Source organism: Desulfovibrio legallii, assembly GCF_900102485.1.
In the GTDB taxonomy this organism is placed as follows: Bacteria; Desulfobacterota; Desulfovibrionia; order Desulfovibrionales; family Desulfovibrionaceae; genus Desulfovibrio; species Desulfovibrio legallii_A.
The window spans coordinates 107936-120812 of the sequence record NZ_FNBX01000006.1 but is presented as its reverse complement, the minus strand read 5'-3'; the positions used below and the strand labels follow the sequence as shown (position 1 = coordinate 120812).

The following is a 12877-nucleotide window of genomic DNA, read 5'->3' as shown; positions in this document are numbered from 1 at the left end:
GCAAGGGTTAGCCCCACCCCGCAGCAAGCCGTGCCGACGGACAGCCCCCGCCTGGCTTTTCTATCCCGCTTTTTCATGATACCGTGAACATTGTCGCGCACAACGCTCTACAGGCAAACTTGCCCTTACAACAGGAGTCGCACGCATGTTCTCTCCGGCACGCTTCAGCGCCGCAGTCTGCGCCGCCGTGGTTCTGACCTTCGCCCCGGCGGCCCAGGCCGCGGAAAGCCTCATGATGGCCACTACCACCAGCACCCAGGATTCCGGCCTGCTGGAATACCTTGAACCAGACTTCAGAAAGGAAACCGGCATCGACCTTAAATGGGTGGCCGTGGGCACCGGCAAGGCCCTGGAAATAGCCAAAAACTGCGACGCCGACGTGCTGCTGGTGCACGCCCCCGCGGCAGAAAAGGCCTTTGTTGCGGCAGGCCACGGCATTGACCGGCGGCAGGTCATGTACAACGACTTTATCATCGTGGGCCCCCTTGCCGATCCGGCGGACGTTAAAGGCCGCTCCGCTGACGCGGCGCTCCAGCGCATCTTTGCCGCCAAGGCAAATTTTGTAAGCCGCGGCGACCAGTCCGGCACGCACAAGGCCGAGCAAAGGCTTTGGCAACAGTGCAATCTTGCCCCTGATGCGGAGCCCCACTACATCTCCGCCGGGCAGGGCATGATGGCCACACTGAACATGGCTGCAGAAAGGCGCGCCTACGCCCTTACGGACCGCGGGACGTGGATTTCCTTCGCTGAAAGGACAGGCGACACAAACCCCCTGACCATTGTGGTGGAAGGCGATAAGGCCCTCTTCAACCAGTACAGCGTGATAACCGTCAACCCCGCCCAATGCCCCAAGGTCAGAAAAGATCTGGCCAAAAAATTTGAAGATTGGTGGGCAGCACCGTCCACCCAGCAAAAAATCGCCGCCTACAAATTGAAGGGCAAGCAGCTCTTCTTCCCCAACGCAGGCCAATAAAGCCGCACAGTGCGGAACAGACAGGGCCGAAGGCGCGGGGGCCAGGCCCTGTCTGCATTCCGAACTCCCTCAGAAAGCACCGGCGGCCACTATGGACTACCTTATCAACGGCTTTCAGAGCGCCCTGCACCTGCTGACGCGGATGGACGCGGCCACTTTTTCGGCCATTGAGGCCACACTGGCCTCCACCTGTCTGGCCATGGCGGCGGCCTTGCTGCTGGGGCTGCCCCTGGGCTTTCTGCTGGGCTACTGCGCCTTTCCGGGCCGACGTGCGCTGCGGCTTGCTTCCGATACCCTGCTGGCCTTTCCCACGGTGCTCATCGGTCTGCTGATCTATACCCTTATTACCGCGCGCGGCCCCTTGGGCGCTTACGGCCTGCTGTTCACCCTGCGGGGCATGGCCATAGGTCAGGCCGTGCTGGCCCTGCCCATTGTGGTTTCCTGGACGGCGCAGGCCGTGGAGGATCTGGACCCGCGCTGCCGCGAGACCCTCCTGACCCTGGGGGCCGATGGCCGCCAGCTGGCCCTCTGCTCCCTCTGGGAATGCCGCTACGCCGTGGGCATGGTCTGCATTACCGCCTTCGGCCGCGTCATCACCGAAGTGGGCGTGGCCATGATGCTGGGGGGCAACATCCGCTATGCCACCCGCACCATGACCACGGCCATTGCGCTGGAAACAAGCAAGGGGGATTTTGCCCAGGGCATTGCCCTGGGGCTGGTGCTGCTGCTCATGGCTTTTTTCGTTAACCTGACGCTCGCCTTTTTCCGCCGCAGGAGCCGCGTATGACAGCCGCAATCTATGAAGGACGCGACCTTGTGCAGCGCTATGAAGGCCGCGAGGCGCTGCGTCTGCCGCGGCTGGCCATTCCGCAGGGCGCGGTGACGGCCCTCACCGGCCCCAACGGTTGCGGCAAATCCACGCTCCTGCGCCTGCTGGCCTTTCTGGAGCGCCCCGTGGCCGGAACCCTGCGCTACCACGGCGGCGCGGCCGGGCGAAAGGAAGTCACTCTTCTGCTGCAGGAACCGTATCTGCTGCGAATGAGCGTTCTCTCCAACGTACTGCTGGGCCTGCGGCTGCGCCGCCAGACAGGGAACCTGCGGCAGATCTACGCGCAGTGCATGCGGGCGGCAGGCTTTGCAGACCCCTGGGCCCTTGCCGGGCGCGGCCCGCACGAGCTTTCCGGCGGCGAACGCCAGCGCGTGGCCCTGGCCGCCCGCCTGGCCCTGCGGCCCAAGGTGCTGCTACTGGACGAGCCCACATCCAATGTGGACGCGGCCAGCGCGCGGGCCATGGCGGCGGCCGTGGCAAGCTGTGCGGCCCAGGGCGTCACGGTGGTCTGCGCCACCCACGACGCGGCCCTGCTGCGTGCCCTGGAGGCGCGGGAAATACGCCTTGGGACCGCCTGGGACGAGACTGACTGAACGACCAGGCAATACCATCGCTGCAGCCCCACAGCACAAAGCTACCCTACCCATCTGGAATAGAACAAGTTTTTGCAAAACAGCCCTCTTTTTTCCAATCCTTTGCCGTCTGCAACAGAAAAGCGAGACAATTTTTGTGCGGAGTTGCGCTCCTTTTTCCCCACAGGGTACAGAAGGGAAAACACGTACAGGCGTACCCTATGCGGCCTGGCAAGGAGGCTCCATGTTCCGTTTTCTGCGCGTCAATATGGCGACCAAGACCTGTGCTTTTGAAGAAATTCCCCAGGAATATGCCGGCCTTGGCGGCCGCGCGCTGACATCCACCATTGTCGCGCGCGAGGTACCGCCCACCTGCACCCCCATTGGCCCGCACAACAAGCTGGTCTTTGCGCCCGGCCTGCTGGGCGCTACCAACAGCCCTAACACCAACCGCCTTTCCGTCGGCTGTAAAAGCCCCCTTACCGAGGGCATCAAGGAATCCAACGCCGGCGGGCAGCCCGGCGGCCATCTGGCGCGCCTGGGCATTCTGGCCGTTATTGTGGAAAACATGGCCGAGGAAGGCTCCTGGTGGCAGCTGGAGGTGGGCAAGGACCGCGCCAGGCTCATTCCGGCCGAGGTTGCCGGCCTGAACAACTTTGCCGCTGTGGAAAAGCTGGTGGAAAAGCACGGCAAGGAATGCAGCTACATCACCATCGGCCGCGCGGGCGAATTCAGGCTGACGGCGGCCTCCATCGCCTGCACCGACCGGGAGCTGCGCCCCATGCGCCATGCAGGACGCGGCGGCGTGGGCGCGGTTATGGGCTCCAAGGGCCTCAAGGCCATCATCGTGAACCCAGAGGGCGGCAAAAGCCAGCCCCTTGCCGACGCCAAAGCTTTTCGCGAGGCCTCCAAACGCTTTGCCAAAGCCCTGGCGGAGCACCCCATTACCAGCAAAGGTCTGGCGGAATACGGCACCGCCGTGCTGGTCAATATCCTGCACGAGGCCGGGGGCCTGCCCACGGCCAACTTTACGGTGGGGCAGTTTGACAAGCACGAGGCCGTTTCCGGCGAATATATGAACAAAATTACCAAAGAGCGCGGCGGCGAAGGCGTGGTGGCCCACGGCTGCATGAGCGGCTGCATGATCCGCTGCAGCGGCATTCTGCCGGACAAAAAAGGAAAATTCCAAAGCAAATGGCCGGAATACGAAACTCTGTGGTGCTTCGGCCCCCATTCCGGCATTGCCGATCTGGACGCCATTTCCCGCTATGACTACATGTGCGACGACATCGGCCTGGACACCATTGACGTGGGCGTGGCCGTGGGCGTGGCCATGGCCGGGGGGGGCATCCCCTACGGCGACGCCAAGGCCGTGCTGGATGCCATGAACGGCATCAGCGAGGGCACCCCATTGGGCCGCGTTATCGGCTGCGGCGCGGCCACTACCGGGCGCGTCTTCGGCGTACGGCGCGTGCCCGTGGTTAAGGGGCAGAGCCTGCCCGCCTATGACCCGCGCGCGGTCAAGGGCCAGGGCGTCACCTACGCCACCACGCCCATGGGCGCGGACCACACGGCGGGTTATGCGGTCACTTCCAATATCCTCAACAGCGGCGGCACGGTCGATCCCCTCAAAAAGGAAGGGCAGATTGAGCTTTCACGCAATCTGCAGGTGGCCACCGCCTCCGTGGATTCCGTGGGCCTCTGCCTGTTCACGGCTTTTGCCATTCTGGACGTGCCGGACGCCCTGCCCGCCGTGGTGGACATGCTTAACGCCAAGTTCGACTGGCGGCTCACCGGGGAGGATGTGGTCACCCTGGGTCAGCGCGTGCTCTCCACAGAAATCGACTTCAACCGCCGCGCGGGCATCACCCAGGCGGCGGACATCCTGCCCGAATTCTTTATGGACGAGAAGCTGCCCCCGCACAACACCACCTTTGACATCACCCACGAAGAGCTCAAAACGGTGTTTAACTGGATTAAGCCATTTCAAAGTTGAAATGCCCTGGCGGCTGCGTGAGCAGACGCCCGCTGTGGAGGCGTAAGCGCAATTTATTTGCGCCGTTAAGCGCCAAAATGAGCGTGCCGCAAACTTTGAGAATGCAGATTCTCAAAGTGAATCTGCTATAAGGAGCGATAGCGCCTTTGTTCGCCGGGCCGCCCCGTACCGTGCTGGACGGCCCGGCATATTTTGTGTTGCGGCGGAAGAAAGATGCCGCTTGACGGCCCAGAACCCGCGCGGGCAGTATGGATACGGTCGCCCAACAACAGGAGCGCCTTATGCACTTAACCGTAAAGCTGAGCACAACCCTGCGCGATTATGTGCCGGACTATGCGCCGGAAACCGGGCTGCATGTCAGCATGCCGGAAGGCAGCACCGTAGCGCAGCTGGCGCAGCATCTGGGCCTGCCGCTGCAAGACATCAAAATCGTCATGGTCAACGGGCGTCAGCACAAGGTGGACGATCCCATGCGCGACGGTGACCGTGTTGCCTATTTCCCGGCTGTCGGGGGAGGCTAGCCCGTTGACCATGACCCTTCCGGAGCTGCGGGCCTTTTTCGGCCCCCACATCCGCGCGGCCTGCCCGGTGGCGGAAGGCCCGCGCGGCGCAGCGGCCCCCGCAGGCGCAGCGGAAACACTTTTCGTCAGTCTTGACGGTATCCGCCTGTGGGCCGCGCACAACGCCCTGCCCCTCCGCGCGGCCATGGTCAGCCTGCTGGGCGCAAACGTCTGGCCGGAACGCTTCCGCCGCAATTTCGGGCTGTTTTCCGCCGCCCAGATGGCGCGCCTGCTGCACAGCCGGGTTCTGGTGCTGGGCTGCGGCGGCCTGGGCGGGCATGTGGCGGAGCTGCTGGCCCGCACCGGCCTGGGCGGCCTGCGCCTGGTGGACGACGACGTGTTTGAGGAAAGCAACCTCAACCGCCAGCGCTTCTGCGGCGAACGCGCGTTGGGGCTTTCCAAGGCGCTGACGGCGCGCGAGGCCCTGCGGGACATGGCGTCCCACATGGATGTGGAGGCCCTGCAGCTGCGGGCCGACGCCACAAGCCTGCCCGGCCTGGTGGCGGGCATGGATCTGGCCCTGGACTGCCTGGACGACATCGCCGCCAAGACGGCCCTGGAAAAAGCCGCTCTGGCCGCGGGCGTGCCGTTTATCCACGGTTCCGTGCTGCGGGACGAAGGCTTCTGCTACGCCAACGCCGGGCCGGAAGCCCGCCTTGCGCAGCTCTATCCTGAAGGGCAAAGCCCCCGTCAACGCGAGCAGGCCCGGCGCGAAGGGGTAAGCGCTCTGGCCCCGGCCGCCGTGGCCTGTCTCATGGTCCGGCTAGCGCTGCGGGCCCTGCTGGAACACAGCGCGGATTCTCCCCTCTTTCATCTGGACCTGAGCGTGCCTGAGCTGGAGCCCTTTGCCTGGCCCGATTCAGCTTAGCCCGGCCCGCTTTCCCGCATACTCCCAAACAATCTGCCCGGTCTTTTCCGTACCGTAGCCGCCCATGCGCTCCACTGCCTGCCGGAAGGCCGCGCCGCGAATGACCTCCAGCAGGGCCTGCACTGCGTCCCCCGCAAAAAAACGGCGGGGAATGACCAGATCGTATTCTTCCACCCCCACCGGGATAAAGGGCAGGCCCAGGGCGTTGGCGGCGGCCCGCACGGCCAGACCGGCGTCCGCCCGGCCCGAAAGCACGGCCGCGGCCACATTCATGTGGGTATACTCCTCGTCGCAGTATCCGGAAATTCTGCCCGGCGCCAGGCCCAGGCGCTCCAGTCGGTAGTCGAGCAGCACGCGGGTGCCGCTGCCGCGCTGCCGGTTAACGAAGCGCACCCCCGGACGGGCCAGATCTTCTATACCCGCAATGCCCAGCGGGTTGCCGGGCGCGGTGAGAAGGCCCTGCTCCCTGTCCACAAGCCGCAGCAGCACTACCGGTTCGTCCAGGTTGTCTTCAATAGCTTTGCGGTTGTACACGCCGCTGGCCGGGTCCAGCAGGTGGCTGCCCGCCAGGTGGCACTGGCCGCGCTTCAGGGCCATGAGGCCGCCCAGCGAACCCACATGGGCGGACGTCAGCCGGAACTGCGGGTGCGCTTTGCGCAGCAGGCTGTCCAGCAGGTCCAGCGTGTTGTCGTGGCTGCCTATGGCCAGCAGCGCCCCGGCCAGGGCAGCGTGCGGCCGCAGCAGCTCCACCTCCACGGGCTCCCCGGCGTTGCAGCCTTCGCTGTCGCGGGGGATGCGGACAATGCCGTCCGCACGGCTGAGGCTGGTAACAGCGCCCGCGCCGCGCGCCAGGGGCACGGCCACCACCGTATCCCCCACGCAGCCCAGCTTGACCCGCAGCCGCTCTTCCATGCCAGGCCGGGAAGGCAGGGGGTTGCAGGGCACGGCGCGGATCTTTTCCCGCTCAGGAGGGCAACGCCGCTGCCACAGGGCGAGCAGGGGCAGCACAAACTCTTCCATAGCAATGCCCGCGGAAACCGGATACCCCGGCACGCCGATCACGGGTTTACCGCCCGCCACGGCCAGCACCGTGGGCTTGCCCGGCATGACGGCAACGCCATGGGCCGTCACCGTGCCCATGCCCTCCAGCACATGCGCCGTAAAATCGTGGCTGCCCGCCGAAGAACCGGCATTGAGGATGACCAGATCCGCCGTTTCCAGGGCCGCGGCCACGGCGTCCCGGATGGCGGCGGGCTCATCCGGAACCACAGGCAGAACGGCAGCTTCGCCCCCGGCTTCGGCTATCATGGCGGAAAAAATCAACGAGTTGAATTCCGGCAGCGCCCGTCCCGCGCGCAGGTCCTCTTCGCGGGCCTCCGCCAGGGGCACGATCTCCGAACCGCTGGGAATAATGGAAACCCACGGCCGCCGAAAAACGGGCACATCCAGAACCCCGCCCGCGGCCAGAGCCCCAAGGTCGTAAGGGCCAAGAGAGGTGCCCGGCGGCAGGATGATTTCTGTAGCCACCATGTCCTCGCCCATCTTGCGCACATGCTGCCAGGGAAAGGCCGCTTTTTCGATGACGGCCCACTGCTCTTCCGCGTGCGGCCCCTGAACGCATTCAAGGTGGACGTGCTCCATCATGACCACGGCGTTGCAGCCCTGGGGCAGGGGGCGGCCCGTATTGATCCAGTGGGCTTCCGCGCCGATTTTGAGCCGCAGGGGCTTGCGGGCTGAAGCGCTGAAGGTGTCTTCGGCATGGACGGCAATGCCGTCCATAGCCGCCCCGTGAAAAGCCGGGGAAGACCGCAGGGCCGCCACGGGGCGGCTGAGCACGCGCCGCAGCGCCTTGGTCAGGGGCGCCTGCTCTTCGCCCAGGGTGAAGGCTGCGGCGTCAAGGTCTTTGAACCAGCGGGCGCGGGCCTCTTCCGGCGGCAGAAGGGTCAGATATGTTGTGCGCTTCAAGGCAGTTTCTCCATGCGCGTATGCCCCGCGGGGCGTGTTTCAGCGAAAAAGCTCCACCATGACCAGCTCGCCGGCGTCGTAACCCTCCCGGTTTTCCGGGCAGACCAGCAGGCCGTCCGCGGCGGCCATGCCGGAAATAAGCCCGGAAGCGCCCATGATGGGTTCCGCCGCGTAGCGAGGCCGCAGACCAGCAACGGCTGCCCGCTCCTGCTCCGCGCCGCACAGGGCGCGCAGCCTGACGCGCAGGTAGTCGCGCCTTCCCTGCGCGGAAGCTACGGAGCGAACCAGCACGGCCGGGAGCGCTGCGGGCGTTTCCGGCACGGCCCCGCCCTGCAGATGGGCCAGCAGGGGGGCCAAAAAAACGCGGGCGCAGATGAGCGCGCTGGTGGTGTGGCCAGGCAGGCCCACCAGAGCGACCACGCGGCCAGCCATAACAGATCTGGCCAGAATAAACGGCTTGCCGGGGCTGATGGCCGCCCCGTGCACCAGCAGGCTTGCCTGCGGCAGGGAGGCGAAAATTTCCACCGTGTGGTCGCGCATGCCCGCGGAAGAACCGCCGGAAACCGCCACCACATCGTATTCCTGCGCCAGGCGTGCCACGGCCGCCTGCAGGGCCTGGGCGTCGTCCCGCACCAGCCCGGCCCGCAGGGCGTCGGCTCCGGCCTCGCGGCAGAGGGCTGCAATGCTGTGGGCGTTGACGTCGCGAACCTTGCCGGGCGGGGGCGTCTCCGCACTGGGGACAACTTCGTCCCCGGTGGAAAGCACCGCCACGCGCGGCCGCCGCCGCACGCCCACCCCGCTGACGCCGAAGGCCGCCAGCAGGCCCAGATCCTGGGGCCGCAGGCGCTGCCCGGCCTGCAGCAGCACATCGCCGGCCGCGGCGTCGTCGTCGCGCAGGATGACGTTGTCGCCCGGGGCCTGGCTGCGGGTTAATTCCACCAGATTGCCTCCGGCCGGGCGGGAATATTCCACCATCACCGCGCAGTCCGCGCCCTGCGGCAGCATGCCGCCAGTCAGGATGCGCGCGGCCTGGCCCTCCTGCAGAACCACCTCCGGCACAACGCCCATGGGGCAGTCCGCCACGCATTCTACCAGGGCGGGGCTGCCCTCCTGCGCGCCGAACACATCCCGCGCGCGCACGGCAAAGCCGTCCACGGTGGCGCGGTCAAAACCCGGCAGCGCTTCCGGGGCCGCAAAAGACCCGGCCAGACGGCGCCCCAGGGCCGCATCCAGCGGGACGGCCTCTTCCTCTAGAACAGGAAAGGACCGGATATGCTCAAGGACGGATTCAACGGATTGTAAGGTCAAAAAAGGCTTCACCCGGCCCTCCGGTTGGTGTGCGCGACGGTGGAAGCAGGAGGGATTGTGGCCCAAACCCGGCCAAAGGGCAAGCAAAGCCGCCTGCGCTGTACCGGGAGCAGTGGGTCACTTGGGCGGCAGGCGCAAAAGGGCACGGCGGCCCAACAAGGAAAGGGAGCCCCCCGCAGGAAGCTCCCTTTCTTGTTCAACACGGTTCCGACACTTTTATCCGTTCAACTGTCGCGATATTTCCAGCGCCTTGGCCTGCGCCTCAAAGTCGGCAAAGCCGGAATGGTGCAGGGCGTCCAGCACAGTTTCGTCCCAGTTCCAGGTGGCGTAGATGACCGGCTTGTGGAAGGTGGAGCGGAAGCCCTGGAGCTCAGCGCGGTAGAAGTCTTCCTTGGGCGTGTCCAGGTGTTCGCGGAACTGCTCGTGGCGGCGTTGCAGCTCGCCCTCGTACCATTCCTGAATATCCTGGGGTTCCTTGTATTTTTTGAGGATGTGCCCGTAGCCGTTGCGCTCCATGAGGTCGGCCAGACGCTTGTGGTGCTGCTGGCCGAGCCAGGTTCCCAGTTGGGAAGCGGGAAGGTTCTCCCCTTCCACCGCGGCGATGTCGAACACGGTCTGGTAGTAGGTATCCGGCACCACAGAGGCGGAGGTGATGCCCGCAATGGCCACAAGGCCGCGCAGGATGACGCTGTTGGAAACGCCCTGACCGCAGAAGCCTACCTTTTTGCCGTACTTCTGGCCGGTGAAGATGCTCACCAGGATAGCCCAGACCACGGCGGGGTCTTCCTCGTCGTAGATGTGGGACAAGCGGGCGTTGTCGCGGTCCGTGGCCAGAACCATCTGGGTCATGTCGTTGGAGCCGATGGAGAAGCCGTCAAACTCCGAAATGAACTGCTTGGCCAGAATGGCGTTGGAAGGCAGCTCAGACATGAGGATGATCTTGAGCCCGTCCTGCCCGCTTTTGAGCTTGTGCACCTGCTCCAGGTAGCTGCGCATGGAGCGGGCTTCCTCCAGGGTGCGCACAAAGGGCAGCATGAGCCGCAGGTTGTTGCCGCCGTAGACGCCGCGCGCCAGCTTGAAGGCCTCGATTTCCCAGTCGTGGATATTGCGCGAGACGCCGCGGTAGCCCAGCATGGGGTTGTCTTCCACATGCTCAAAGAGGTTGCCGCCGAGCAGGTTGCGGTATTCGTTGCTCTTGAAGTCCGTGGTGCGGTAGGTGATGGGCTTGCCGTAAAAGGCCATGGCAAAGAGGGCCAGGTTTTGGGCCAGGGTCTGCACATAGTGCTCCTTGCCCGTACGGAAGCCGCGCGATTTGATGAGGCTGCGGATTTTTTCCGGCAGGTTGCGCACGTCGTCCATTTCTTTTTTGAGGCCGGTGCGCAGGCCCACTTCTTCCCGCAGGTGCTGGATGTTGTCCCGCAGGCGAACCACGGCGGGGAGGTTCTCAATGCGGCGCACATGGGCTTCCACGGCGGCCTCGATTTCGGCGGCGCGCTTGGCGCCTTCCGGGTCCGCAGGGTTGCTCAGGGCCAGCTCGTCGTCATAGCCCATGATGATGCGCACATGCTCGGCCAGCTCCGGCGAAGTTTTGAGCACCTCAATGCGGCGGGAGGCCAGCTCCATGTGCTGGTCAATTTTATGGTCCAGCTCGCGCATCTTGCGGTGCTGCAGAAGCACTTCTTCGGCGCTGAGGCTTTTGTCGGCGTCGGCCAGAGCGTCCACCTCGGCGGCCAGCCCGGTCACCTCGCCCACATATTCGCGCAGGTTGAAATTGAAGACGATAAGGCCGTTGGCCATCTGCTCACGCAGTACTTTGGAAAGGCGGTTTTCCAGCTCTTTGAGCTTGGTCTGCACCACGCCTTCCAGCTCGCCCTTGTCAAAGGCTTCCAGAGCCTGCGGATGCACGCCGATGTTGCCCAGCATGAATTCGGCGCGCAGAAGGCCCACTTCAAACTGCGGGAAGTTGCGCAAACGCGAGAGAAAAAGGGCCTGGCCCACGTCGGCCAGCACCAGGCCCACCTTGGTCTTGGTGAGAGGCAGCTTGGCCACGTCCATTTCGCCGCCCACCTGGTGCAAGGGCAAAAGGCCGCGGAACACCCGGCCGCGCGTGCCGTCCACGGTCACTTCCACCCCGTCCAGGGCGCGCAGCACGTCCAGCCGCTGGATGCCGATGACGGCGGGGATGCCCAGCTCACGCGAGGTGATGGCCGCGTGGCTCGTATCGCCGCCCACATCGGCCATGATGGCCGAAGCCACCCGCATGCCCGGCACCATGTCCGGATCCGTGCGTTCGGCGGCCAGCACGTCGCCCTTGGCGATTTTGTTCAGCTCCAGGGCGGAGCGCAAAAAGCGCACCGTGCCCTGCCCCGCCCCGCGGGAGGCGCCGTTGCCTTCCACCAGCACTTCGGCCTCGGCCGCGGCCTTGGCGTCCACTTCACGCCGGCGCATGAAGATGGTGCTGGGGTGCAGCTCCAGATCCTCGTTCCAGCGGGTTTCGGGCCGGGCCTGGACGAACCAGAGGCGGTCCTTGGCGTCGATGCAGAATTCCGTATCCATGATGATGCCGCCGTAAGCCTTGCTCACGGCGCGCACGCCCTCGGCCACGCGCTCTGCCTGGCTCAGGGAAAGGGCCCAGCGCAGGGCTTCCAGCTCGGAGATCTTCTCCTCCCTGGTGCCACCGCGCTCGTCGTAGACAATGCGCATGTCCTTGCAGCCCATCTGCCGGATGACCACTTCGCCGCCGTCGTCGCGCTGAAAGACGTAGAGCTTGTCGGGCGTGACCTTGCCGCCCACCACGGCCTCGCCCAGGCCGTAGCTGGCGTCGATGCTGACCAGGTCTTTGCGGTCCGTGCCCCGACAGCCCGTGGCCGTATCGGCGGAAAAGGCCGTGCCGGAGATAACGGGATTGATCATCTGCATCATGCAGACGGAAAGGGAGGTATGTTCAATGGCCCATTCTTCCTTGGCCGCGGCGGCGATGGATTCGTCGCCCGTTTCTTCGGCCTTGGCCAGGGCGTCGAGGATGGCTTCCCGCCGGTAGGTCATGGAGCGCAGGTTGTAGGCGGAGGAACAGTCCCAATGATAGGCTTCCACCACTTTATCCTCGCCCACCATATTCAGGTAGGTGTCCTGCAGGCCGGCAAAAGCCTTTTTGCGGGAGTCTTCGCCCGCCGCCGAGGAGCGCACGGCCACGGGGGTCATGTCGTCCTCATTTTCCTTGCAGATGGCGCGGTACGCGCCGCGCACGGCCTCGTCCACCTCGGCCGGCAGGGTTACGGAGAGGATGGCGGCCTGCACCATAACCGAGCGCTTGCGCAGCTGGTCGATGCCTTCGGGCGAGGTGGCGAACCCTTCCACCACGTTATTGATAAAGGTGCGCAGCTTGGTGTGCGATTGCTCGCCTTCGGCCTCGGCGGCCTGGTGGATCTGCTTGCCCAGCTGGCGGACGAATTTCTGCAGAAAGTCCGGATCCTGATTGATTTCCGGATCGTTCCAGTCGATGCGGCCGTACTCGCGGTCCACAACATTGCGCACCACCCGGCCGTTGACCTTGGTCTCATCCAGTACGCGATGGAAGGCCAGAGACGAAACGGCGCGAAAATGGGGAGCCTGGATGCCCTCAATCTGGCTGATGAGGGCCGTATTATAGTTTTTACCACCAACAAGCAGCTCCGCTTCAGGCCCAAGCTGTACGATGTCCGCCCCGATCAGCACCAGCTTTTTCTGGATGGATTCGGATGTGGCGGTCTTGGGTTTGGGTTGTGCGGGTTTGGCGGCGGGACATTTGGCCATGACTTCCTCCGGGT

At 64.9% G+C, this 12877-nt stretch carries 9 protein-coding genes; 6 read left to right on the top strand and 3 right to left on the bottom strand.

What is annotated here, in order from left to right; all coding sequences use genetic code 11:
* Positions 1-145 precede the first annotated feature (145 nt).
* The 6 genes from BLS55_RS05415 (at position 146) to BLS55_RS05390 (ending at position 5798) form a co-directional block, all read left to right on the top strand.
* Positions 146-973 (top strand): ABC transporter substrate-binding protein, encoded by an 828-nt coding sequence (locus BLS55_RS05415; RefSeq protein WP_092153344.1) that lies wholly within the window; start codon positions 146-148, stop codon positions 971-973.
* 91 nt (positions 974-1064) lie between these two features.
* On the top strand, positions 1065-1760 hold the full coding sequence (locus tag BLS55_RS05410; RefSeq protein ID WP_092153343.1) for an ABC transporter permease: 696 nt from the start codon (positions 1065-1067) through the stop codon (positions 1758-1760).
* Positions 1757-2395, top strand: a complete 639-nt coding sequence (locus BLS55_RS05405) for an ATP-binding cassette domain-containing protein (protein ID WP_092153342.1) — start codon at positions 1757-1759, stop codon at positions 2393-2395. Before BLS55_RS05410 ends, BLS55_RS05405 begins: the two co-directional genes overlap by 4 nt.
* 223 nt (positions 2396-2618) lie before the next feature.
* Positions 2619-4370 carry an aldehyde ferredoxin oxidoreductase C-terminal domain-containing protein gene (locus tag BLS55_RS05400; RefSeq protein ID WP_092153341.1) on the top strand — a complete coding sequence of 584 codons (1752 nt, stop codon included), beginning with the start codon at positions 2619-2621 and terminating at the stop codon, positions 4368-4370.
* Positions 4371-4651: 281 nt separating this feature from the next.
* Positions 4652-4891 (top strand): MoaD/ThiS family protein, encoded by a 240-nt coding sequence (locus BLS55_RS05395; RefSeq protein WP_092153340.1) that lies wholly within the window; start codon positions 4652-4654, stop codon positions 4889-4891.
* Between the two features lie 10 nt (positions 4892-4901).
* Entirely contained in the window at positions 4902-5798 is an 897-nt protein-coding gene (locus tag BLS55_RS05390; protein ID WP_257243142.1) for a HesA/MoeB/ThiF family protein, read from the top strand.
* Here BLS55_RS05390 and BLS55_RS05385 read toward each other — a convergent pair.
* The 3 genes from BLS55_RS05385 to BLS55_RS05375 all read right to left on the bottom strand — a co-directional run bounded on the left by BLS55_RS05385 (position 5790) and on the right by BLS55_RS05375 (position 12863).
* The gene (locus BLS55_RS05385; RefSeq protein WP_092153338.1) at positions 5790-7763 is read right to left on the bottom strand and encodes a molybdopterin biosynthesis protein; all 1974 of its coding nucleotides are present in this window, start codon (positions 7761-7763) and stop codon (positions 5790-5792) included. The two genes, BLS55_RS05390 and BLS55_RS05385, sit on opposite strands and share 9 nt — an antisense overlap.
* Before the next feature lie 39 nt (positions 7764-7802).
* Complete coding sequence (locus BLS55_RS05380; protein WP_092153337.1) at positions 7803-9083, bottom strand: molybdopterin molybdotransferase MoeA; 1281 nt, start codon at positions 9081-9083, stop codon at positions 7803-7805.
* Positions 9084-9287: 204 nt separating this feature from the next.
* Positions 9288-12863, bottom strand: a complete 3576-nt coding sequence (locus tag BLS55_RS05375; protein ID WP_092153336.1) for a PEP/pyruvate-binding domain-containing protein — start codon at positions 12861-12863, stop codon at positions 9288-9290.
* Positions 12864-12877 lie beyond the last annotated feature (14 nt).

Coding starts and splice junctions, on each gene's coding strand:
- BLS55_RS05415 (WP_092153344.1), top strand. CDS start 146: ATGTTCTCTCCGGCACGCTTCAGCGCCGCAGTCTGCGCCGCCGTGGTT.
- BLS55_RS05375 (WP_092153336.1), bottom strand. CDS start 12,863: ATGGCCAAATGTCCCGCCGCCAAACCCGCACAACCCAAACCCAAGACC.
- BLS55_RS05410 (WP_092153343.1), top strand. CDS start 1,065: ATGGACTACCTTATCAACGGCTTTCAGAGCGCCCTGCACCTGCTGACG.
- BLS55_RS05390 (WP_257243142.1), top strand. CDS start 4,902: ATGACCCTTCCGGAGCTGCGGGCCTTTTTCGGCCCCCACATCCGCGCG.
- BLS55_RS05395 (WP_092153340.1), top strand. CDS start 4,652: ATGCACTTAACCGTAAAGCTGAGCACAACCCTGCGCGATTATGTGCCG.
- BLS55_RS05405 (WP_092153342.1), top strand. CDS start 1,757: ATGACAGCCGCAATCTATGAAGGACGCGACCTTGTGCAGCGCTATGAA.
- BLS55_RS05400 (WP_092153341.1), top strand. CDS start 2,619: ATGTTCCGTTTTCTGCGCGTCAATATGGCGACCAAGACCTGTGCTTTT.